Below are 19295 nucleotides of genomic sequence, written 5' to 3'. Positions count from 1 at the left end.
GTCGTCACTTCCTTCTATATTAGTAGACCGCGATCGGTCCGTACGGGCCTTGGATGACCTCGAGCTTCGTCTCAAAGATGTCGGACAGGATGTCCCCGTTCATAATCTCATCGACCGTCCCGAACGCGGCGATCTGCCCGTCTTTCATCGCACAGATGCGGTCCGAGTATTTCGCCGCGAAGTTGATATCGTGGAGCACGGTGACGATCGTCCGCCCGAACTCGTCGGCGACGTGGCGTAAGTATTCCATCATCTGTACCGAGCGGGCGATGTCTAAATTGTTGAGCGGCTCGTCGAGGAGGACGTATTCCGTCTCCTGACAGAGCACCATCGCGACGTACGCCCGTTGGCGCTGACCGCCTGACAGCTCGTCGAGGTAGCGGTGCTCGAGATGCGTCAAATCGAGGAAGTCGATATATTTCGAGATGATCGCCTCGTCTTCTTTCGTCAGTCGTCCCTTCGAGTACGGGAAACGGCCGAAGCCGGCGAGTTGGCGCACGGTCAAGCGCGTCACAAAATGGTTCTCTTGCCGGAGAATCGTGATGATTTTCGCTAAGTCTTTCGACTTCGTGCTCGACACGTTCATCCCGGCGACTTGAATCTGACCCGCGTCTAAATGGAGCAGACGGCCGATCATCATGAGCGTCGTCGACTTCCCGGCCCCGTTCGGACCGATGAGCGACGTGAAGCCGGCTTTCGGGATATCGAGGTCGATCGGCCCGATATGGACGTCATCCGTATACGATTTTTTCACTTGTTCGAGTTGTATCATAAGGACCTCCGCTTAAGAATGACTGCCAAGAAAATGATGCCGCCGAACAGCTCGATGATGACGGAGACGACGCTTGGCGTGTTGAAGATGTGATACATGAAGAAATAGGCGCTCGTCAAAACGAAGAAGCCGAGCGCGAACGCCATCGGGAAGACGTATTTATGGTCATACGTCGAGGCGACCTGATAGCTGAGCGTCGCGACCAAGAAACCGAAGAACGTGAGCGGTCCAATCAACGCCGTCGACACCGACATGAGGAGCGAGATGAGAATGAGCGTATAGATGACGCTCCCGCGATGGTTCACCCCGAACGACGTCGCCACGTCTTTCCCGAGCGAGACGAGATTGAGTCGGTTCGAGAACGCGTAAAATAACACCCCGACGACAAGCACGATCGGAATGACGATCGGAAAGTAGGCCGCGTCCGCGTTCGTCACCGAACCGAACAGCCGCGCCTGCAAGATGTCAAAGTCGGACGGGGCGAGCATGCGGCGCATGAACGTCGACACCGAGTTGAGTCCGGTCCCGATGATGATCCCGACGAGAAGCATGAGCTGCAGGTTGGCGTATTTCCCCGATAACAACCAGCCGTACAACAGAAGACTCATGAGCACCATCAGCCCGACCTGCGTCAAGAACGCACCGGTCCCGGTAAAACCGACCAAGGCGCCGGCCCCGAAGAAGAAGATCATGCTCGTCTGAATCGTCGAATAGAGCGCGTCATACCCGAGGAGCGACGGCGTGATGATCCGGTTGTTCGTCACCGAATGGAAGGCGACGGTCGCCAGGCTCTGACAGAGCGCCGCGATCGCCATCGTCGTGACGGCGACGACGCGCCGTTCGACGACCGGCCAAAACGAGGGCGAGTCGATCGGGACCGGGTTGTTGTAAAGCAACAGACCGAGCGCGCACAACACCCCACCGATGATGAAGGCGGCGAGGAAGAGCCAGTAACGCCGCTCCTCCCGCCTCGAACGGAACGCCGACGCGCTCCGCTCGTTTCCTTGAAGCGGATGGACGTCCACTTCGTACACTTCTTTCTCGATGACCGTACTCATCGAACCCCTCCCCGCTTCCGCTGTCTAAGTAAAATCCCGATGAAGACGAACGCACCGACCGTCCCGAGAATGAGTGAGACCGGCAGTTCGAACGGTGCGATGATCGTCCGGGAGATCAAGTCACTGACGAGAATCGCCCCCATGCCGACGACACATACCCACGGCAAGTTGCTGCGGAGGTCGTCTCCGCGAAACATCGAGACGAGGTTCGGGACGATCAAGCCGAGGAACGGCAAGTTGCCGATGACCGTCGCCACGACACCGACCGAGAGGGCGATGAGCCCCGTCGCGATCATCATAAGCTGGTTGTAGTTCACGCCGAGGCTCGTCGCGACGTCTTCTCCGAGTCCCGCGAGCGTCAACCGGTTCGCGAGCAAAAAGATGAGCACCGTCGAGATGAGGATGAGCCATAAATACTCATAGCGTCCGACCTGGACCGAGGCGAACGAACCGACGAACCAGCCTTCGAGCGTCTGGCTCATCCGGAAGAACAGGCCGAGGAACGTGGAGACGGCCGAGATGACGGCACCGAGCATGAGCCCGATGATCGGGACGATCAACGACGACCGGAGTTTGACCGAACGCAAAAACCAAAAGAACACCATCGTACCGACGAACGAGAACACGATCGCACCCGTCATCCGCATCATGAGCGTCGGTGCCGGGACGAGCAAGTACACGGTCAAGAGCCCGAGCCCGGCCCATTCGAGCGTCCCGGTCGTCGTCGGTTCGACGAGCCGGTTTTGGGTGATGAGCTGCATGACGAGCCCCGACATCGCCATCGCCGCCCCCGTCAACATGAGGGCGACCGTCCGCGGGACACGCGTGATCCAAAACATATCGAAGTCGGCGCGAATGTCATACACGCCCGTAACGAGCGATAAGACCGCAAGCATCAGCACGACGAGCGTCGCGAAGATGAACGACTTCGTCCATATGGTAGAAAAGGAGGGCTGAGACAATGTCTCAGCCCGAGTTAGTGGTGTTTGCACGATAGCACTCCTTACTTCTTGAGCGCTTGTGCGATGTCGTTGAACATTTCAGAGTACGTTTGAATCGACTCGTTCAAGTATGTGTCGTTCGGTGCGTAGACGATGTTCTTTTCTTTGACGGCTGTCGTCTTTTGAAGCGCCGGAGCGTTGTCGATGACGTCCGCTGCCGGTACGGCACCTTCCGCTCCAGCGAGAGGTGCGTCGCGGTCAAGGACGAAGAGCCAGTCCGGGTTGCTTTCAGCGATCGCTTCGACCGATACTTCATCCCCTTGGTGGTCGCCAGTCGTCTTCTCGACTTCTAACGCCGGTGTCCAGCCGAAGATGTCATACATCGGGCCGTAGACGCGGCCCGAAATTGGTGCCGAGAAGCCGATGTCTCCGCCTGAGACGATGACCGACATGATCGTGTCTTCACCGTTGTAAGCTGATTTCACACCGTCGATTGAGTTGTCGAGGTCCACAACGAGCTGTGCCGCCTCTTCGTTCTTATCAAAGATTTTCCCGAGCGTGAGCGTCGTGTCCGTCAATCCTTTGACGAGAATCTCACCCGGTGTGCCCGCATCTTCCGGGATGTCGATGTACAAGTCGATCACGGCCGCGTTCGGTACGAGTTTTTTGATGTCTTCGTAGTAATCGGCGAAGCGTTGCCCGACGATGACGACGTCCGGGTCGACTCCGGCAATCGCCTCTAAGTTCGGCTCAAAGTGCATGCCGACGTCAGCGATATCGCTATCTTTCGCGTATGGTGACTCGGCCGGCAACAAGCCGATCGGTGCCGCCGCGAGTTCGATGTCCCACGCCGCGAGCGTCTCGAACGTACGGTTGTCGAGGGCGACGACCTTCTTCGGGTTGACCGGTACTTCAATCGTGCCGTGCGCATCGGTGATTTCAACCGTTTTCGGTGCCTCGGCACCTTCCACTTCTCCTGTTTCTTTTGTCTCTGTCGTCCCGCCGCATGCGGCAAGCACGAAGATGAGTAATGTCAACATGAGTGACACTTTAAATTTCCCCATTCCGTCCATCTCCTTATGTATCTGTATTGAATGACAATCGTCTCAACTCGAACGCGTCCACGTCCTCTGTTCTATGTATGGATCTTGCATGGACTAGTTTTTAATTGATAATGATTATCATTGTCGTTTTCATTGAGAAGCATATCAAACAAAAAAAGGATGTGCAATGCCAAATTGTCAAAAAGGGACTGGAAATATTTTTCTTTCCTTATAACGACAAAATAATATTCACATCCCAGCTAATGAAAATAAGACCTCCTTTTCTCGACACTTTGTACGGAAATTGATACATTTACTTTACTGACCGTTTAGTAAAGTAAATGAGGTGAACACGATGAACAAAAAACAATTACTCCTTGAGACGGCCGCCTATATGATTCGGGAGGACGGCATCCAACAGTTATCGCTCGAGCGGCTCGCCGCACGTGTCGGCATCACGAAAGCCGGTGTGCTCTACCACTTCGAGACGAAAGACAACTTATTACGCCAAATGAACGAGCTCGCCATCACCGAGTTCGAGACACGGATCCATCATCATATGACGGACGGACCGTACCCGTTCACACGAGCTTACGCTCAGGCGACACTCGACTACATGGACGCGGCACGAATCGGTCTGAGCGCCGTTTTCATCTCGTCACAAGAAGACGCGAGCGGTGAGCTCTGGAATGAGGCGGCGCGCCGATGGGATGAACGCTTTCTCGCCGACGGGGCCGACCCGCGCGTGCTCGAACTCCGGCTGTTGTGCGACGGCTTCTGGTTCGCGTTGACGTACGGCTATAGCGACGCCTTCAAAGACGAGGCCGCCCGCCTCCTCCGTCAGAAGTGTGACACGCTCGAACAGGCAGGTGGCTAAGATGGGCTTCCTCTATCTCGCCGGAGCGATCATCTCTGAAGTGTTCGGCTCGAGCATGCTCAAGCTCAACGCGACGTCATCGAACCGTCTCCCGATTCTTGGGGTCGCGCTCGGCTATGTGACGGCGTTTTATCTATTGTCGCTCGCCCTCCTGTCCATCCCGCTCAGCTTCGCCTACGCGTTTTGGAGCGGGGTCGGCACGGCTGCGACGGCACTCATCGGCTTCCTCGTCTTCAACGAGCAAATCCGCAAACAGACCGTCGCCGGCATCGGGCTCGTCATCGTCGGGCTCGTGTTGATGAAAGTATAGGAGGGACATGGATGAAAGGATATATATTGTTACTGTTCTCGATCGCGTTCGAGGTGCTCGGGACCTCGATGTTGAAGCTGTCGGACGGGTTCACACAACTCGTTCCGAGCATGATTCTGCTCGCGAGTTTCGCCGTCTCGTTCACGCTCATGGGCATCGTCTTGAAGACGATCCCGCTCAGCATCGCCTACAGCGTTTGGGCCGGCCTCGGCACGGTCGCGACGGGGCTGATCGGCGTGTTCATCTACGGCGAGGTGTTGTCGACTTTGAACAGTATCGGACTCATCGTCATCGTGCTCGGTGTCATCGTCATGAATTTCGGGAAAACGAATACGGTACACGGTTGACCGTCCAGAAAGGAGTGACACGATGCTCGCACCATTGATCGAAGAGAAGGAACGGTTATTGTTGACGTCAGAAGTCCGTTCGTCACCGGAGCGGTTACGAGAGCTGTTGACGGAAGATTTCTTTGAGATCGGCAGCTCCGGACGCCTCCTCTACAAAGAAGAGGACACGAACACGATGGACCTCGGCGACATCGACGTCTCGCTCACCGACTTCAACCTCGAAGTCATCCGCGACGACGTCGTCCTCGCCACGTATCGGACCGAGAACCGTGCGATCGGAAACGTTGCGCTTCGCAGCTCGATTTGGGTACGGATTGACGGAACGTGGAAAATGAAGTTTCATCAAGGAACACCAATTTCATAAAACAAAGGAGCACCCGCGATGGGTGCTCCTTTGTCATATCTTTTGAATCATCTCGACACGGTTGCCGAACGGGTCACGGAACTCGAACCGTTCAAAACCCGGAATCGGGATGCCCGTGATGCGGTCAATCCCTTCCGCTTCCAACCGTCGTCCCCATGCCTCCAAATCCGTAACAGCATAGGCGACGTGTGCTTTCGTTCGGGACCGGTCGACACCGTCCTCTGCACCGACGTGGACGCTTTGGTCTCCAACTTGAAGCCAAAATCCGCCGCGTCCTCGTAGCGACTCAGGCTTTTCAATCTCTTCTAAACCGAGCAAATCGCAATAGAAGGCACGGGCCCGTGCTTCTTCCCCGGTCGGGATCGTGATTTGAACGTGATGGATGCCTGTAATCATGTCGTGTCCCCTTTCTCGTACGTCAAGCCGACGAACTGAAGCTTCTCATTGAACAGACGCGGATAAGCGAGATAGCCGACCATGACGGCCGAAATCGTCGCCGTCGTCAAGATGAGGAACAAGATGAGGAGTTGATAGAGCACCGCCTCCATCGGGTCGGCCCCGCCGATGATGAGCCCGCTCATCATGCCCGGCAGTTGGACGAGCCCCATCGTCTTTTGCGCCTCGACCGTCGGGATCATGCTCGTGCGGATGGCGTTCTTCAAGCTCCGGTCGATCGCCGTCTTCGGCGCCCCGCCCATCGACAAGACGAGCTCGATCACCTCGTCGCTCCGCTCGACCTCGTCTTTGAACTTGTTCAAGAACAGGAGCGACAACACCATACAGTTGCCGATGACCATGCCGCTGATCGGGATGACTTTGTCCGGCTCGAACGGGATGATCCCGAACCCGAGCATGAGCCCCATCGTCAACGCCTCGACCGTGACGAGCGTGAGGACGATCATCCACGTGATGCCCGGGATGCCGTCCCCTTTTTTGATGATATTCTGCGTCGCCGCCCCGATCATGAGAAGAATCATGAGCAGCATGAATACCGGGTTGGCGCTCTCGAAGACGAACGTTAAGATGTAGCCAATCACCAACAGTTGGATGATGGAACGCACCGTCGCGATGAAGATGTCACGTTCGAGTCCGAGCTTGAGATAAAGCGCCAGTCCGAGCGGAATCGCCACAAAAATGAGTGACGTCATCAATTCAACGAACGTCATAGCTCTTCCCCCCTCACGAACCGCCCGATCATCGGATTGTCCGACTCATCGATGAACGAGGCGTCCCCGAACTCGATCAATTCGCCGTTCCGTAAAAACCACATGTCGTCACTGACACGACGCGCTTGATCCAAGTCATGGGTGATCCAAATGACGGTGACCCCATATTCGCGCTGCAGGCGGACGATGAGCCGTTCAATCTCTTTCACCGTCCGATAGTCGAGGCTCGCCGTGATCTCATCTAAAAGCAACACGTCCGGCTTGTTGACGAGCGTCCGGGCGATGGCGACGCGGCTCCGTTCCCCGCCCGACAGCCTTTTGACGGGCTTGTCGAGCATCTGCTCGTTCAAGTCGACATCTCGTAACAGCGAGGCCGCCTTGTCCCGGTCGAGCGTCTCCCCGAAGATTGATTTCGGCAAGTTCAGATTGTCATACACCGTCCCGTCAATCATCGGCGCGCTCTGGAACGCCATCCCGATCCGTTTGCGCAGGGCGATGATATCAATGTCGCGAATGTTCTCGCCTTTGAAATAAATATCGCCCCCGTCCGGTGACAGCAAGCCGTTGATATGCTTCAAACACGTCGTCTTCCCGGCACCACTCGGACCGACGAACGTCGTAATCCGTCCTTCTCTAAAATAGCCCGTCACGTTATGTAAGATGTCCCCGTGACTGACCCCGTTAAACTCGATGATGTGCATACGACTCCAATCCTTTCTCAATCCGATTCATCGTCACTGATAAGGCGACACATTGTCGATGACGACGTCCCCGTTCGCGTCAAGAAGTGGCGTGATACCCCCGCTCGTACCGACCCACGTCTGGATGTAGTTGACGCCGGTCGTGGTGTCGACGAGGATCGTCACTTGTCCGAGTTCCGGCAACTGTTCCGTCAGCTTCACAGCGAATCGTTTCGTTCCTTCTACGTCTGCTTTCTTTTTGAATAACATCGTATCCCGCCTTTCTACTTTCAACTTTACGCAACATACGTGCGCGTTGCAATGAAAGCGTAATGGCCAATTGTACACGCACCTTCCCGACTGGTGGACATAACACAAGCGAGCCCCTTCCCTGGGACTCGCTTTCGTCATAGCTGGAAATGTTGTTTGATGCGTGCCGCGACGGTCGTCGCGTCGAGATGCGTGTTGTCGATTCGTAAATAGTTGTCGACGTCGAGCTCCCCGTGCCGCGAGTTCAAGCGGTACATCGTCGCCGTCTGCTTCAATTCCCCTTCCGACCAGGCGATGTCCCGTTTCGTCGGCTTATGCGTGAGCCGATTCTCGGTCGTGTTGCGGATGAGCCGTTCCTCGATGTCCGCCTCGAGTTCCACGTAATAAATCTCAGCCCCGCGCGACTCGAAAATCGTCGTCACATGACGGACGTACGCCCAGTCCTCTTCCATGTCGAACGCCCAGACGAACGTGAAGATCATGCCGGGTAAGTCGCTTTTCGCGACCGATTCGAACAGTTCTTCCCGAAACAGTTCGACGATTCGGCGTCCCTCTCTCGTCCCGTAACTGAAGAACGGGCTGACGAGGTCAATCGTCATATGGTTATGGAATAGCTTTAACCCGGTCTCTTTCGCCAACTCCTGCCCGACCGTCATCTTACCGACGGCTTGCGGGCCGAACAAAATCACAAACTTCATCCTAATCCCCCCTAAACCTCTATGTGTTTGTTTGAGTATACAGGATTTGTTTCATGATGCGTAACCAATTTTTCCAATTAACTGGGTCGCAATTCACTCCCAAGCAACGCATGTCAAAGTGACTTGTTCATTCATCCCCTCATTCCAAACGATATCGACTTGGAATACATCATCAACGTCTGCCACTTTACTGCTAGCATTCGTCTCCATCGTCGTACCGCCTTCCGCAGTGCCAAGGAACTCCGAAAAATGACTGACCATACTGGATGATTTTTTTGAAGACAGGACACTTTGTATCCGCCATTCCACCGGGTAGTCTCGGACCTCGCCTTCTATCGGCTCACCGCTATAATTCAGTTCATGTCGTTCACTGACAACGTATCGATTAAGGTTTCTTTTTGATTGCCGCACCTCGATGACGACCTTCCATGAGTCACTTTGTCCTTCGAAGATCAAGTATTCCGGCTCATCCATCGCAAGCATTTGTTGGAGTGGGAGGAGTAGTAAGATTGCCATGATAACTAAGCTTCCTATCATAACGTGTCGCTTGTCTTTCAATGAATTTTGCTCCTTTTGTTCAAGTTTTCAACTTACAGTTCTATCACATTCAGCACGGGTCACCGCTCTAACAACATTATCTAAACAATCATTTTCTCCTTCTTTGGCAGCTAGAGAGTGACCAGACTAAAATGTGTAGCGAACGGGAAAAGAGGTACCATCATATTCAGTTTTCGTTATAAGGAGACATCTTTATGCCAAAAGATCCAAAACTCGAGCGCTTCGTCTTACGCGTCTCCGTTTTTGCCTCGCTCTTCTTCGCCATCGCCGGCATTCTCGTCGGCCTCTGGCTGTCCTCGTCGTTCATCTTGTTTGACGGTGTGTATTCATTCTTGAGCGTCATCATGAGCTGGATCTCGCTTCGGGCCGGTATGTTCATGCTGACGGCCGATAAACGCTTCCCGTTCGGCAAGAGCACGATTGAACCGTTCATCATCTTGTTCCAGTACGGGGTGCTCTTATTCGTCATCGTCAACGCCGTCCTCGGGGCCATCGACGATATCCGCGCTGGCGGGAACGACCTCGTCCTTGGCGGTGCCCTCGTCTACCTTGCCATCAGCGCCGGCATCTCGTATAGCATCTATCGCTATTTGAACAGCTTCAAGATGAAGGCGAGCTCCGGGCTCGTCACGGCGGAAGTCGTACAATGGCGGCTCGATACGCTACTCACCGTCAGCGGCCTCATCGGATATCTCATCGCCCAAGTGCTCGTCTGGCTCTCGTTCGAGGCCGTCGCCCCTTACATCGACCCGGTCATGCTCATCTTGAGCGCCCTTTGGCTCGTCCGCACCCCGCTCATCGAGATGTGGACGGCCATCAAAGAACTGATTGACATGGACACGGGCACGCCCTACAGCAACCAAATTCGGTTGACCGTACTCCAAGTCGCCCATCAATTCGACGTCGACAAGACGTACGTTCGCACGACAAAGTCCGGCAACGTCTTGTTCCTTGAAATCGACCTCGTCGTCCCGCGCGACTACCCGTACGACACGATCGCCGACCAGGACAAGATTCGGCAACAGCTGTTCGACGCGCTCGCCTTCTTACCGTATGAGAAATGGCTGACCGTCTCGTTCACCCATGACAATCGTTGGGCGGAGTAAACCCTTAATCCTCGGTGTCCATTTGCGCAAGACCGGCTTCTAGTATCCGCTTTGTCCGTTTCATGGCTTTATACTCTTCTGTCGTCATCAATCGGACGAGTGACCATCCACCAAGCCACATGCCTAATTTAATGTAGCCTCTTGGGATTGGTACTTGTGACGAGTCGCAACATCTACGGTCACAAAATACGAGAATCGCCGTTTCATATTCTGCGCGGTAGTGACGATCAAACTTATGGTCTTTGACGAACTGTCCATGCCCGCAATGGCTACATCTCACAATCATGGGAAGTCACCTCGAATTCATCGATTTTAAGTCCCCTTAGTCATCTCAAAAAAGCGCTCATCGTTCAATTCCCGATTTCGACTTCTAAACCTGGTCAATTATTGTTTATCCCCCGAACAATTAAGGAATAGGCATACATCTTATGTTTTGGAGAAAGAAGGTGTCATCCTCGTGACTTGCCCGAAATGCGGAACGAAAACCCGCTCGCGAACGACTGCTTGTCCGACGTGTGGCCACCGCTCACGTCGCTATCGCTGGTTCGTCGTCCCATTTGCCATCGCCCTCATCGCGTTTATCGCCGTCGTGACGAACGCTTATTTCAAGGACAGTTCGCGCTCGGCCGACTCCCTTGCCGACAAAGTCCGCTTGAATGTGACCGACGACACCGTCTCGGCGGATGCGGCGACTCCCGCCGACCTCGACGCCTTGCAAGACAGCCTCTTCACCGTCAGCAACGGCACCGGTTTCTTAATCAGTCCACAAGACGTCTTGACGGCCGCTTCGAACGTGGCCGGTTTGACGGATATCATCCTCGAACGGGACGGAAACGAGATCGCCGGGACGGTCGTCGGGCGAAACGACGCCATCGCCGTCATCCGTATCGAACAAGTTGATTTGACGCCGTTCTCGTTCACTCAAGCAATCGCCGCAAGCGATGAGTCACTCCTGACGATGACGTCGAAAGACCGCATCAACGGCACGGTCACGTTCAGTGAGACGGGCTATGAGCGAAACTTCGATTTGCCGCGTTACGCGATCGGCAGTCCGCTCCTCACCGAGAACGGGCGTGTGCTCGCCATCCATTTGCGCGAGCTGACGTTACCGGTCATTTTGTTCGAACAAGACGTCCAGTCGTTCCTCGAATCGGACACGCCGGCACCACCGACGGCCGAACTCGCACCGGTCGCACCGATCTCTCCGCTACCGAAAGAGGCCCCTGTGACGGAAGCACCGGCTCCAGCTCCAGCTCCTGCGCCGGCGGAAGAAACGACGCCAGCACCCGAGACACCAGCTGAGCCCGAAGCACCGGCTGAACCAGCCGAACCGGCACCAGCTGTCGAGGAGCCCGTAGAAGCGACCCCGCCGCCTGAAGAGGAGGCACCAGCTGAACCGGCGCCACCTGAGGAACCGGTGACCGAACCTGAGCCGCCAGTGACCGAACCGCCGCCTGAACCGGAAACGCCGGTGACGGAACCGGCCGAACCGGTCGAGCCGGAAAAACCGGCGGCCGACACCGAGAAGCCGGTGAAAAAGCAGGACAACAAGCCAACCGATAAACCGAAAACCGAACCACCGGTAAAAGAAGACAAGCCGAAATCAGAAGAATCGAAAGAAGACCCAGCGGCATCGTCCGATGAGCCTGTCGACGAAGAAAGCACGCCTTCCGAATGACGGAAGACGTGCTTTTTCACGTGTCTTTGTTGAATTTTCGTTGCAAGTTGCCGAGCAGCCCACCGAGCAACAGCAGAATGATCGACAACATCCAAAACGGCATGACGTCCTGCAACAACCAGACGAGCAAGGCGCTAAAGCCGATGACCGCGCCAAGCCAAATGATATTTCCCTTTCCCATACCCTCACCTCAACCCCATCATAGCACATCGATCCGATGCGCCGTCGCCTGAGGCGGCAAGGAACGCGTCATCTTCTCATCGTGCTCGACCCGGACGTATTGGCCGACGACGAGCGGCGGCTCATGCTCGAGCTCCTCTTCCAAATGAAACACGATTCCGTCAAACGGCTCGGCTTCCGGCGATGGGGCGACGCGAATCTTCGCTTCCCCGATGTCGACGATATAGCCTGTGAACGTGGCCATCTTGACTCCCTCCTTCGTGTCGGATGTGTACACTTTTTCTTTTCCCATTTTTTGAAAAAACTCTACTCGTGATGCCGATTCACTTGTATAATAAAGCAACAATCCTAAACGTACGGAGGGACCCAGATGACGAAACACACCATCGACTTACACACCCCAGAATTTCAACGGACGTTCCTCGAGATGATGTTGCTTGAAGAATTAACGGAGACATATAACGCCGAGGCGATCGAGACGCTCGTCACGCGCGGCGAGACCCGGTTCCCGGACGATCCGTTCTTCCCGGCGATGCGCGCCTATCCGCTCATTCGCGAAGGCGAGTTCGACCAGGCGAAACAACAGCTCGACGCGGCGAGTGCGCTCGGCGACCATTACCTCATTCATTGCCTGCTCGGCGCGCTCAGCGACGACGCCGGCTTCACGTTCGAGGCCGAACAGCATTACCTTCGCGCCATCGAACGGTTTCCGAACGTCCCGATGACGCAGCGGGCCATCGCCATCCATTACTTCCACCGCAAGTTCTACGGGGAGGCCGGGCTCCATTTGATGCATTACGTCCGACTCACCGGGTTCAATGAAGAGACGGTGCCGATGCTACTCGATTTCTTCCAAGTGTATGACGAGATTCCGCTCGAGATGAACGATGAGCTCTTAAAAGCCGCCATCGGCTATTTGAACGCGAACCCGCGCAACCCGCACGCCCATTCGCTCTACGCTTCGATTTGCAGCCACCGGGTCGACATGCTCGTCAAAGGCAAGCCCGATCAAGACACGCTCGATGACGAGACGATTCACATGTTGCTCGAAGTCGAAGAGCACGGCATGTGGAGCGCGACGTATGACGACAGCGAGGACCAGATGTTCCGCGCCATGTTCGCCGACTATGTCGACAACGTCATCTTGCCGAACACGTCTAAGTTCTATGTCTATCGTCTTCGCCTTCGCTATTGGTACCACCGTCTCACGCACCGGGTGACGGGTGGGTATGCGGATTCGTCGATGCGTTGAGCGTCAAAAAGCTCGAACTCTGTCTAGCATGGAGTTCGAGCTTTTTTCGATCAGCGATCGACCAGTCCTTTAAATGTCTCATCATGCTCATTCATAATCCGATCAATCTCATCTTCAAATTTCGATGAATCGTCTAAATTTTGATGGGATAGTGGTTGAATCAAAATCCCTTCATCCGAAGTAGAAACCATCACATGATCAGTTGAATCGAGATTGAAACGTTTGAGCTCTTCAGACGATAGGAGAACATAAACGTCGTTACCGAATTGAATCAACTTTCGTTCTTCTCGGTTTGAATTTCTCATCGTGTCATCTCCTTCGTACTTTATTTGCTCTTTTACCATCCTTACATAAACGGATGAATCGGTCCGCGCAGCTCGAACGAATAATCTCCATGATTGACGATCCCGACGACTTCGTCGCTCTCGAGCAGTTGCATTAAGAACGTCGCCATCTCCTCGGCCGTGTGATACTTCTCGACGTTTTGGCTATAGTCGAAGTCTGCCTCTTCACGGGCCCGGCTCGCGAACCCGGTCTCCGTCGCCGCCGGCGCGAGCACTTTCGCCCGCAATTTGTCCCCGTTGTTCATGAGCTCACGCGCGATCCCTTCCGTATAGGCGCTGACGAAGAACTTCGTCGCACTGTACGTGACGCCTTTTTTGGCGATGTGATACCCGACGACGGACGCGACGTTCACGAGCGTCGCGCCTTCGACGTCATGATAGTCACGGACGTACAAGTTCGATAGCACCGTGAGCGCCTCGACGTTCAGACGAATCATGTTCTCCATCTTCCCGACTTCGGCGTCTTTCACGAGGTTCGAATCGCCGAACCCGGCGTTATTGATCCACGTCTCGATGTCGAGGTCAGCGAGCGACTCGTACAAGGCGTACACGTTCTCGCTATACGATAAATCGTTCGTCTTCAAGATGACGTCGCTGTCCGGTGAGATCGACTTGATCTCTTGACGCAACTTCTCGAGTTCGTCGGTGCGACGCGCCACGAGGACAAGCGACTTCCCTTTTTTCGCGAGCTGTTTCGCCGCCTCATAACCGATTCCTGAACTGGCGCCTGTGATGACCGTATATTTCATGATGATTCCCCTTTTCTCCGTAAAATGCGTTCTTTTCGGCATTTCCCGAAACACGTTCTCGTCAATCCTTTGAACATACAAAAAGCCGTCCGCAGACGGCTCTTGTCACGTATTGAATTTTCCGATCAACGTTTGAAGGTCACCGGTCATGGTGCCAAGTGATTCGGCGACACCGTTCAGCTCTTGAATCATCGCGAGCTGAGAATCGGCCGTCTCACCGACACCACGCATCGTGCCCGCCATCTGTTCGCTCTCGCTGGCGATCCCGAGTGCGGCCGTCGCGACTTGTTTCGTCGTCACGGCGATCTCGTTTGACGCTTCACGGATGTGGAGCGTGTTCTCGACCGATTTCTCTAGCTGCTCGACGATTTGGCCGAACGCCTGCGTCGCTTTCTCGAGCAGTCTCGTGTTCACTTCGACACGTTTCGCACTCATTTCATGACGCGTCAGCACCGCGTTCGACTGGACTTGGATCGACTCGATCAAACCGGCGATTTTTGTCGCCGACTGTTTCGACTGTTCAGCGAGCTTCCGGACCTCTTCGGCGACGACGGCGAACCCTTTTCCTTGTTCGCCGGCCCGTGCCGCCTCGATCGCCGCGTTCAAGGCGAGCAAGTTCGTCTGGTCGGTGATCGATTGGATGACCTCGGTGATGAGCGCGATCTCTTCTGACTGCCGTTTCAATGTCGCGATCGAATCGCCCGTCAAACGTGTCTCCGTCTCGAGGGCGAGCACTTCTTGTTTCGCCTGCTGGATCGTCTCACCGCCGTCTTCGGCGAGCTTGAGGCTTTTCGAGACGTCATCGCTGATCGTCCCGATCGAACGGGCGATCTGGTCGACGCCTTCATCAGCCGCGGCGACCGCTTTCGCGCTGCCGGTCGCTTCCCGTGCTTGTGCGACCGTCTCTTCGACGACCCGCTCGATCATCCGTGTCGTCTCTTCCGTCTGCGAAGACATCTCTTCTGTGCTCGCGTACAGTTCTTCCGACTGGGCCGTGATCTCTTGGGCGTTCCGGCTCACCTCGTCGATCAAGTCGCGAAGGTTCGTCTTCATGCCGTTGAAGCCGACCATGAGTTGACCGATCTCGTCACGCGTCAACGCCTGCAAATCTTCGCGCGTCAAATCGCCCGCTGCGACGACATCGACTTCTTTCGCGAGGAGACGAAGCGGGACGGTGACCATGCGTTGCAAGAAGTACCCGGCGGCGAGCGTCAAGATGAGAATGACGACCGCCATGATAGCTGAATACATAACAGCACCTTCGCCCCGGTCTTTCAACTGCTCTTGCTTCTCGAGCATGGCTGCCTCCGACTCTTGTTGCATCGTCTCACCCGACTCGATGATCGAAGCCGTCACGTCCGGCATGAGGCGCAACGCGAGCCGGTCGATGCTCTCTTGGTCGCCGGCATCGATGGCCGCAATCAACTGCTTCGCCAAATCGTCGTACCCTTTGGCGTATGATAAGAGATTCTCTAACTGTTTCGTCTCTTCTTCCGATTCCGACAGTGCAAGCAACGCTTTAATCGCCGCTTCTTTATCTTCCGAACCACGCCGTTCCGCCTCGAGGCGGGCGTCGTCTTGTTCAAAGATGTAGCCGCGGAGCCCGTACGCTTGACGTGTCATACCGAGCGATAATTCATCGGCCGCTTTCATTCTCATGACGTCTTTTGAAATCATCGCTTCGTAGCGGCTCGTCGTATCTTGTAACGTCCATAGAATGAACCCCATCCCGATGGCGACGAACAGTAAAATCAACCCGATGCCGCTGAATAGCTTTTGTGTTAATGACAGTGTTTTGAATCGTTTCATCTCTGTTGAGGAACTTGCCCTCTCCCACCTCTATTTCTCTTTTTTTGGAACTACATGGATGTTATCGGATCGTGCAAACGTTTTTCCAATGGTAGCGCAACTTTTTCTTGGCATTGACCTAAGTTTTGATTTCCCAATTCTCAAAATGGACATAAAAAGACCGCAACGGCTTTTCGTTGCGGTCTTCGTCTTATAGTTTGAACTGTGACACCCGGTTCGCGAGTTCGATCGCCCGCTGCTCGGTCTCGGTCATCCGATGCTGCACATCATTGAACCGTTCGACCGACAATTGGACTTTCTCCGAGATCGACTGCGTCCCATCCGCCCCTTCGGTCACGGTCGTCGCGACTTCTTGGATGACACCGAGGATGCTGTCGGTCATATGGCGGAGCTGAAGAGCATTCCCTTCGAACGTCTTCGCCGTCTCCCCGAACACGCTCGCGTCCGCCTCATATTGCGTCGCCGACGCCTCGAGCCGGTCATAGTCTGACAAGACCGTCGTATCGAGGAACGAAAGCATATCCGCCGAGCTCGTGTTCAGACGCTCGACCGAGTCGATGACCGTGTTCGACACTTCTCGAATCTCGTTCACCGTCTGGCGTGAGTTCTCGGCGAGCTTGCGAATCTCTGAGGCGACGACAGCGAAGCCACGTCCCGCATCCCCGGCCCGCGCCGCTTCGATCGAGGCGTTCAAGGCGAGCAAATTCGTCTGGTCGGCGATGGTGAGGATGGCCGTCGTCAAGACGCGAATCTCTTCGACCGACTTCGCGCCGCGAATCGCCTCGTCGAGTTCAAGCCGTTTCGCCTCGATGATCGCGTTCGCTTCCGTCTTCGACTGGATCGCTTGCGTGCGCATCGCATGGGCGCGCTGCTCGACGTGTTGTGCCGTCTCGGCACTGTCGTTCGACAAGTCGACGATCGAGTCGATCGATCCACCCATCTCCATCGTCGACGCGCTCATCTCTTGCGACGAGGCCGCCGTCTCTTCCATACCGGCCGTCAATTCCTCGACCGTCCCGGACGTCTCTTCCATGTAGCGGCTCAGTTGCGTCACTTCTGCCGCGACTTCTTTCGAAGACGTGAGGACGACTTTCGCCGTCTCGTCGACGTCGATCATGATCTCGCGGAGCGAGGCGATGAACGTGTTGAATGACCGGCTCACTTGCGCGATCTCGTCGTTCGACGTGACCGGGATCGACATCGTCAAGTCCCCGCCTTGGGTGGCGAGCTCATCAAATTTCGTCTGGAGCGTCCGCATCGGCCGGATGATCGAACGGAGCAGGCTCAACCCGAGGAAGAGGAGCAGTGTGACCGCCCCGATTGTCACGGCGATGAGGGCGATGAGCGATTGTTTGAACTCTCGTTCCATGACGGCCCCGACACGCTCTGACCCTTCCGAGTTGTACGCGACGAGCGCCGTCAGCCGCTGGGTGAAGTTGTCGTACGTCGCTTGCGACTGGGCGTCATAGTAAGAACGCGCCATGCCGTTGTTGCCGGACGTGCTGAAGATGAGCATGTTGTCCGAGACGCGCTGATACATCTCCCACTGACGGGCGAAGTAATCGAACAGTTCTTTATCCGTCGCCCCGGTCACCGTCGCCTCATATTTCGGGGCGACCTCATTGATGCGGGCCCGGATGGCTTGCATCTCTGTCATCAATTCTTCTTTTCCGGCGACGTCTTCGGTGACGATATGTTCGAGCTCGAGCGCCCGATAGTTCGCGGCGAGCGTGTTCAACTCATGGGCGTAGTCGAGCCCTTTGTTCCAGTTGTTGACGATATCGTCGGCTTGCTTGTTCGCATCGTTCAAGGACAGGAGCGAATAGCCACCGACCCCGATGACCATGAGGAGCGACAAGAGGACGAGCCCCCATAGCTTCTGGCGAATCGTCAGTCCTTTTTTGGTCCCGGCTTTCACCGATTTCGGCCGTCTTCGGAACGAGCGAAGCCTTGGTCGCCCGCTCAACTTTTGCCGCAAAGCTGACCAGTTTAATTTCTTCTTCATATATGTAGTCCCCTCTCAAACCAACGTTTCTTCCTATATCGACCGTTTTCAGAAAACTTTGAAGACGATTGACCAACATTAAAAAAAGATGGCTGAACGCTCAGCCATCTTTCCGAAGTTATTGGACGTTCAACACGGTCGTCGATCCTTCGATCATCTTGATCTCCGTCCACTTGACGACGTTCTTGCCGAGCGGGTCGTTCGCGACCATGAAGTCAGCGAGCGCTTTCACTTTCACCGGGTCGATCGGTTGTTTGACGTTGTTCAAACGGAAGCGGGCTACTTTATTGAACGTGTCCAAAAAGGCGATTTCGAGTTTTGTTTCAGTCATGATTCATTCTCCTCCTTAAATGTGGGTGTTAGACTAAGTCGTATTCGCGGACGACGGCGAGCGTGAAATCTTCTTGTTCGACCATGTCGATCATGAGATGGCCGAACGCCTCGGCCTCGTTGGCCGTGAGTGCCGCGCGGATCGGGCCGAAGCGTTGCGCTTTCTTCGTCGGTTTCAAACTTTCAAGGTCGTGGTGAGTCGTCAGGACGAGCGTCGCTTTCTTTTCTGTCAGCTGTGCCATGGGGGATGGCTCCTTTCGGGGGATGATTACGATTCAGAAGGACGGGTGGAGTCCAATCGCTCGAGCAGCTGGATCATGCGCTCAAGCCGTGTCTCGATCCGGTGAAGCAGATAGAGCGAGACGACGATTGGAAATCCGAGGTTCGAGATGAGTTCGGGCCAACTCATGTGACCACCTGCTCATCGTGCCGGTTGTCAGCGGCGGGACGAGGGGATGCACGCATTGGGGGTTCCTCCAGTTTAGACCGTCACGTGGAATTCACGTGACACGATGTACGCGGCGGAGTCGACTGAAAGTAGTCCGATCAATAAATCACCGAACTGTTTGATCTCTTCGGACTCCATCCGCGCACCGAGCGGACCGAAACGGACGAGCTGACGTTTGTCTTTACCGTCAACGAGCCGTTTCGTGTCGAGATAAAAGACGCTTGCGTATTCTCGATACACTGCCATATGTCTCACCTCCTTCGCCCCTATTAACCGGAGATCGGTAAGGTTTGCTCATTTTATTTCATTT

At 55.1% G+C, this 19295-nt stretch carries 28 protein-coding genes; 7 read left to right on the top strand and 21 right to left on the bottom strand.

Features of this window, described 5'->3' with window-relative positions:
* Positions 1 to 19: 19 nt before the first annotated feature.
* Genes P398_RS0105985 through P398_RS0105970 form a run of 4 tightly spaced genes read right to left on the bottom strand, consistent with a single transcriptional unit; the run spans position 20 to position 3835 of the window.
* Positions 20 to 772 carry an iron ABC transporter ATP-binding protein gene (locus P398_RS0105985; protein ID WP_029334444.1) on the bottom strand — a complete coding sequence of 251 codons (753 nt, stop codon included), beginning with the start codon at positions 770 to 772 and terminating at the stop codon, positions 20 to 22.
* The gene (locus P398_RS0105980) at positions 769 to 1830 is read right to left on the bottom strand and encodes an iron chelate uptake ABC transporter family permease subunit (protein WP_029334443.1); all 1062 of its coding nucleotides are present in this window, start codon (positions 1828 to 1830) and stop codon (positions 769 to 771) included. The genes P398_RS0105985 and P398_RS0105980 overlap by 4 nt, the downstream gene beginning before the upstream one ends.
* Positions 1827 to 2822, bottom strand: a complete 996-nt coding sequence (locus tag P398_RS0105975; RefSeq protein WP_376778073.1) for an ABC transporter permease — start codon at positions 2820 to 2822, stop codon at positions 1827 to 1829. Before P398_RS0105975 ends, P398_RS0105980 begins: the two co-directional genes overlap by 4 nt.
* Before the next feature lie 11 nt (positions 2823 to 2833).
* Positions 2834 to 3835: a siderophore ABC transporter substrate-binding protein gene (locus P398_RS0105970; protein ID WP_115336684.1), complete on the bottom strand. Its 1002-nt coding sequence runs from the start codon at positions 3833 to 3835 to the stop codon at positions 2834 to 2836.
* 334 nt (positions 3836 to 4169) lie between these two features.
* Between P398_RS0105970 and P398_RS0105960 the strand changes: the two genes are divergently transcribed.
* From P398_RS0105960 to P398_RS0105945, 4 genes are read left to right on the top strand one after another with little or no spacing between them, the layout of a single operon-like run.
* Positions 4170 to 4691: a TetR/AcrR family transcriptional regulator gene (locus P398_RS0105960; RefSeq protein ID WP_029334440.1), complete on the top strand. Its 522-nt coding sequence runs from the start codon at positions 4170 to 4172 to the stop codon at positions 4689 to 4691.
* 1 nt (position 4692) lies between these two features.
* Positions 4693 to 5001 carry a DMT family transporter gene (locus P398_RS0105955; protein ID WP_029334439.1) on the top strand — a complete coding sequence of 103 codons (309 nt, stop codon included), beginning with the start codon at positions 4693 to 4695 and terminating at the stop codon, positions 4999 to 5001.
* A gap of 11 nt (positions 5002 to 5012) precedes the next feature.
* On the top strand, positions 5013 to 5348 hold the full coding sequence (locus P398_RS0105950) for a DMT family transporter (protein ID WP_029334438.1): 336 nt from the start codon (positions 5013 to 5015) through the stop codon (positions 5346 to 5348).
* A gap of 22 nt (positions 5349 to 5370) precedes the next feature.
* Entirely contained in the window at positions 5371 to 5712 is a 342-nt protein-coding gene (locus P398_RS0105945; protein WP_029334437.1) for a nuclear transport factor 2 family protein, read from the top strand.
* A gap of 33 nt (positions 5713 to 5745) precedes the next feature.
* On the opposite strand, the gene P398_RS0105940 is transcribed toward P398_RS0105945, so the two are convergent.
* From P398_RS0105940 to P398_RS0105915, 6 genes are all read right to left on the bottom strand, one after another.
* Positions 5746 to 6108, bottom strand: a complete 363-nt coding sequence (locus P398_RS0105940) for a VOC family protein (RefSeq protein WP_029334436.1) — start codon at positions 6106 to 6108, stop codon at positions 5746 to 5748.
* Positions 6105 to 6878, bottom strand: a complete 774-nt coding sequence (locus P398_RS0105935; protein ID WP_029334435.1) for an ABC transporter permease — start codon at positions 6876 to 6878, stop codon at positions 6105 to 6107. The genes P398_RS0105940 and P398_RS0105935 overlap by 4 nt, the downstream gene beginning before the upstream one ends.
* Positions 6875 to 7579: an ABC transporter ATP-binding protein gene (locus P398_RS0105930; protein ID WP_029334434.1), complete on the bottom strand. Its 705-nt coding sequence runs from the start codon at positions 7577 to 7579 to the stop codon at positions 6875 to 6877. The genes P398_RS0105935 and P398_RS0105930 overlap by 4 nt, the downstream gene beginning before the upstream one ends.
* Positions 7580 to 7612: 33 nt before the next feature.
* Entirely contained in the window at positions 7613 to 7828 is a 216-nt protein-coding gene (locus P398_RS0105925) for a DUF6440 family protein (RefSeq protein ID WP_024370660.1), read from the bottom strand.
* A gap of 137 nt (positions 7829 to 7965) precedes the next feature.
* Positions 7966 to 8526, bottom strand: a complete 561-nt coding sequence (locus P398_RS0105920) for an AAA family ATPase (protein WP_029334433.1) — start codon at positions 8524 to 8526, stop codon at positions 7966 to 7968.
* A 93-nt stretch (positions 8527 to 8619) separates the two neighbouring features.
* Positions 8620 to 9042, bottom strand: coding sequence for a hypothetical protein (locus P398_RS0105915; protein ID WP_029334432.1), 423 nt, complete (start codon positions 9040 to 9042; stop codon positions 8620 to 8622).
* Positions 9043 to 9278: 236 nt separating this feature from the next.
* Between P398_RS0105915 and P398_RS0105910 the strand changes: the two genes are divergently transcribed.
* The gene (locus P398_RS0105910; RefSeq protein ID WP_029334431.1) at positions 9279 to 10190 is read left to right on the top strand and encodes a cation diffusion facilitator family transporter; all 912 of its coding nucleotides are present in this window, start codon (positions 9279 to 9281) and stop codon (positions 10188 to 10190) included.
* A gap of 4 nt (positions 10191 to 10194) precedes the next feature.
* Here P398_RS0105910 and P398_RS16565 read toward each other — a convergent pair whose 3' ends face one another.
* Positions 10195 to 10476: a hypothetical protein gene (locus P398_RS16565; RefSeq protein ID WP_081828287.1), complete on the bottom strand. Its 282-nt coding sequence runs from the start codon at positions 10474 to 10476 to the stop codon at positions 10195 to 10197.
* A 147-nt stretch (positions 10477 to 10623) separates the two neighbouring features.
* Between P398_RS16565 and P398_RS16355 the strand changes: the two genes are divergently transcribed.
* Positions 10624 to 11868, top strand: a complete 1245-nt coding sequence (locus P398_RS16355; protein WP_051638877.1) for a trypsin-like peptidase domain-containing protein — start codon at positions 10624 to 10626, stop codon at positions 11866 to 11868.
* A gap of 16 nt (positions 11869 to 11884) precedes the next feature.
* On the opposite strand, the gene P398_RS16950 is transcribed toward P398_RS16355, so the two are convergent.
* Positions 11885 to 12049, bottom strand: a complete 165-nt coding sequence (locus P398_RS16950; RefSeq protein WP_029334429.1) for a hypothetical protein — start codon at positions 12047 to 12049, stop codon at positions 11885 to 11887.
* Positions 12050 to 12067: 18 nt separating this feature from the next.
* Positions 12068 to 12292: a hypothetical protein gene (locus P398_RS0105890; RefSeq protein WP_029334428.1), complete on the bottom strand. Its 225-nt coding sequence runs from the start codon at positions 12290 to 12292 to the stop codon at positions 12068 to 12070.
* Positions 12293 to 12418: 126 nt separating this feature from the next.
* Here P398_RS0105890 and P398_RS0105885 point away from each other — a divergent pair, with 126 nt between their 5' ends.
* Positions 12419 to 13300 (top strand): tetratricopeptide repeat protein, encoded by an 882-nt coding sequence (locus P398_RS0105885; RefSeq protein WP_029334427.1) that lies wholly within the window; start codon positions 12419 to 12421, stop codon positions 13298 to 13300.
* A 50-nt stretch (positions 13301 to 13350) separates the two neighbouring features.
* Here the strand turns inward: P398_RS0105885 and P398_RS0105880 are convergent, their stop codons facing one another.
* The 8 genes from P398_RS0105880 to P398_RS0105845 form a co-directional block, all read right to left on the bottom strand.
* On the bottom strand, positions 13351 to 13605 hold the full coding sequence (locus tag P398_RS0105880) for an AbrB/MazE/SpoVT family DNA-binding domain-containing protein (protein ID WP_029334426.1): 255 nt from the start codon (positions 13603 to 13605) through the stop codon (positions 13351 to 13353).
* Between the two features lie 41 nt (positions 13606 to 13646).
* On the bottom strand, positions 13647 to 14393 hold the full coding sequence (locus P398_RS0105875; RefSeq protein WP_029334425.1) for an SDR family NAD(P)-dependent oxidoreductase: 747 nt from the start codon (positions 14391 to 14393) through the stop codon (positions 13647 to 13649).
* 105 nt (positions 14394 to 14498) lie between these two features.
* Positions 14499 to 16202 carry a methyl-accepting chemotaxis protein gene (locus P398_RS0105870; protein ID WP_115336682.1) on the bottom strand — a complete coding sequence of 568 codons (1704 nt, stop codon included), beginning with the start codon at positions 16200 to 16202 and terminating at the stop codon, positions 14499 to 14501.
* A gap of 190 nt (positions 16203 to 16392) precedes the next feature.
* Positions 16393 to 18207 carry a methyl-accepting chemotaxis protein gene (locus tag P398_RS0105865; protein WP_029334423.1) on the bottom strand — a complete coding sequence of 605 codons (1815 nt, stop codon included), beginning with the start codon at positions 18205 to 18207 and terminating at the stop codon, positions 16393 to 16395.
* Positions 18208 to 18325: 118 nt separating this feature from the next.
* A complete protein-coding gene (locus P398_RS0105860) occupies positions 18326 to 18538 on the bottom strand; it encodes a DUF2922 domain-containing protein (RefSeq protein WP_024370676.1) in 213 nt (70 codons plus the stop codon).
* 28 nt (positions 18539 to 18566) lie between these two features.
* The gene (locus P398_RS0105855) at positions 18567 to 18779 is read right to left on the bottom strand and encodes a hypothetical protein (protein WP_029334422.1); all 213 of its coding nucleotides are present in this window, start codon (positions 18777 to 18779) and stop codon (positions 18567 to 18569) included.
* Between the two features lie 26 nt (positions 18780 to 18805).
* Positions 18806 to 18946 (bottom strand): YvrJ family protein, encoded by a 141-nt coding sequence (locus tag P398_RS16560; RefSeq protein ID WP_081648572.1) that lies wholly within the window; start codon positions 18944 to 18946, stop codon positions 18806 to 18808.
* Between the two features lie 72 nt (positions 18947 to 19018).
* Positions 19019 to 19231 carry a hypothetical protein gene (locus P398_RS0105845; protein ID WP_029334421.1) on the bottom strand — a complete coding sequence of 71 codons (213 nt, stop codon included), beginning with the start codon at positions 19229 to 19231 and terminating at the stop codon, positions 19019 to 19021.
* Positions 19232 to 19295 lie beyond the last annotated feature (64 nt).

The organism is Exiguobacterium aurantiacum DSM 6208, assembly GCF_000702585.1.
Classification (GTDB): domain Bacteria; phylum Bacillota; class Bacilli; order Exiguobacteriales; family Exiguobacteriaceae; genus Exiguobacterium; species Exiguobacterium aurantiacum.
Note: the sequence above shows the minus strand (reverse complement) of the source record. Positions and strands in the feature narration are given on the sequence as shown.

What these genes read in the sequence shown, in the direction of transcription:
- P398_RS0105855 (WP_029334422.1), bottom strand. Translation starts at nt 18,779, where the DNA reads ATGGCACAGCTGACAGAAAAGAAAGCGACGCTCGTCCTGACGACTCAC.
- P398_RS0105950 (WP_029334438.1), top strand. Translation starts at nt 5,013, where the DNA reads ATGAAAGGATATATATTGTTACTGTTCTCGATCGCGTTCGAGGTGCTC.
- P398_RS0105970 (WP_115336684.1), bottom strand. Translation starts at nt 3,835, where the DNA reads ATGGGGAAATTTAAAGTGTCACTCATGTTGACATTACTCATCTTCGTG.
- P398_RS16565 (WP_081828287.1), bottom strand. Translation starts at nt 10,476, where the DNA reads ATGATTGTGAGATGTAGCCATTGCGGGCATGGACAGTTCGTCAAAGAC.
- P398_RS0105865 (WP_029334423.1), bottom strand. Translation starts at nt 18,207, where the DNA reads ATGAAGAAGAAATTAAACTGGTCAGCTTTGCGGCAAAAGTTGAGCGGG.
- P398_RS0105860 (WP_024370676.1), bottom strand. Translation starts at nt 18,538, where the DNA reads ATGACTGAAACAAAACTCGAAATCGCCTTTTTGGACACGTTCAATAAA.
- P398_RS0105880 (WP_029334426.1), bottom strand. Translation starts at nt 13,605, where the DNA reads ATGAGAAATTCAAACCGAGAAGAACGAAAGTTGATTCAATTCGGTAAC.
- P398_RS0105935 (WP_029334435.1), bottom strand. Translation starts at nt 6,878, where the DNA reads ATGACGTTCGTTGAATTGATGACGTCACTCATTTTTGTGGCGATTCCG.
- P398_RS0105985 (WP_029334444.1), bottom strand. Translation starts at nt 772, where the DNA reads ATGATACAACTCGAACAAGTGAAAAAATCGTATACGGATGACGTCCAT.
- P398_RS0105925 (WP_024370660.1), bottom strand. Translation starts at nt 7,828, where the DNA reads ATGTTATTCAAAAAGAAAGCAGACGTAGAAGGAACGAAACGATTCGCT.
- P398_RS0105875 (WP_029334425.1), bottom strand. Translation starts at nt 14,393, where the DNA reads ATGAAATATACGGTCATCACAGGCGCCAGTTCAGGAATCGGTTATGAG.
- P398_RS0105910 (WP_029334431.1), top strand. Translation starts at nt 9,279, where the DNA reads ATGCCAAAAGATCCAAAACTCGAGCGCTTCGTCTTACGCGTCTCCGTT.
- P398_RS0105930 (WP_029334434.1), bottom strand. Translation starts at nt 7,579, where the DNA reads ATGCACATCATCGAGTTTAACGGGGTCAGTCACGGGGACATCTTACAT.
- P398_RS0105885 (WP_029334427.1), top strand. Translation starts at nt 12,419, where the DNA reads ATGACGAAACACACCATCGACTTACACACCCCAGAATTTCAACGGACG.
- P398_RS0105920 (WP_029334433.1), bottom strand. Translation starts at nt 8,526, where the DNA reads ATGAAGTTTGTGATTTTGTTCGGCCCGCAAGCCGTCGGTAAGATGACG.
- P398_RS0105915 (WP_029334432.1), bottom strand. Translation starts at nt 9,042, where the DNA reads ATGGCAATCTTACTACTCCTCCCACTCCAACAAATGCTTGCGATGGAT.
- P398_RS16950 (WP_029334429.1), bottom strand. Translation starts at nt 12,049, where the DNA reads ATGGGAAAGGGAAATATCATTTGGCTTGGCGCGGTCATCGGCTTTAGC.
- P398_RS0105845 (WP_029334421.1), bottom strand. Translation starts at nt 19,231, where the DNA reads ATGGCAGTGTATCGAGAATACGCAAGCGTCTTTTATCTCGACACGAAA.
- P398_RS0105940 (WP_029334436.1), bottom strand. Translation starts at nt 6,108, where the DNA reads ATGATTACAGGCATCCATCACGTTCAAATCACGATCCCGACCGGGGAA.
- P398_RS0105980 (WP_029334443.1), bottom strand. Translation starts at nt 1,830, where the DNA reads ATGAGTACGGTCATCGAGAAAGAAGTGTACGAAGTGGACGTCCATCCG.
- P398_RS0105960 (WP_029334440.1), top strand. Translation starts at nt 4,170, where the DNA reads ATGAACAAAAAACAATTACTCCTTGAGACGGCCGCCTATATGATTCGG.
- P398_RS0105945 (WP_029334437.1), top strand. Translation starts at nt 5,371, where the DNA reads ATGCTCGCACCATTGATCGAAGAGAAGGAACGGTTATTGTTGACGTCA.
- P398_RS0105890 (WP_029334428.1), bottom strand. Translation starts at nt 12,292, where the DNA reads ATGGCCACGTTCACAGGCTATATCGTCGACATCGGGGAAGCGAAGATT.
- P398_RS16560 (WP_081648572.1), bottom strand. Translation starts at nt 18,946, where the DNA reads ATGAGTTGGCCCGAACTCATCTCGAACCTCGGATTTCCAATCGTCGTC.
- P398_RS0105870 (WP_115336682.1), bottom strand. Translation starts at nt 16,202, where the DNA reads ATGAAACGATTCAAAACACTGTCATTAACACAAAAGCTATTCAGCGGC.
- P398_RS0105955 (WP_029334439.1), top strand. Translation starts at nt 4,693, where the DNA reads ATGGGCTTCCTCTATCTCGCCGGAGCGATCATCTCTGAAGTGTTCGGC.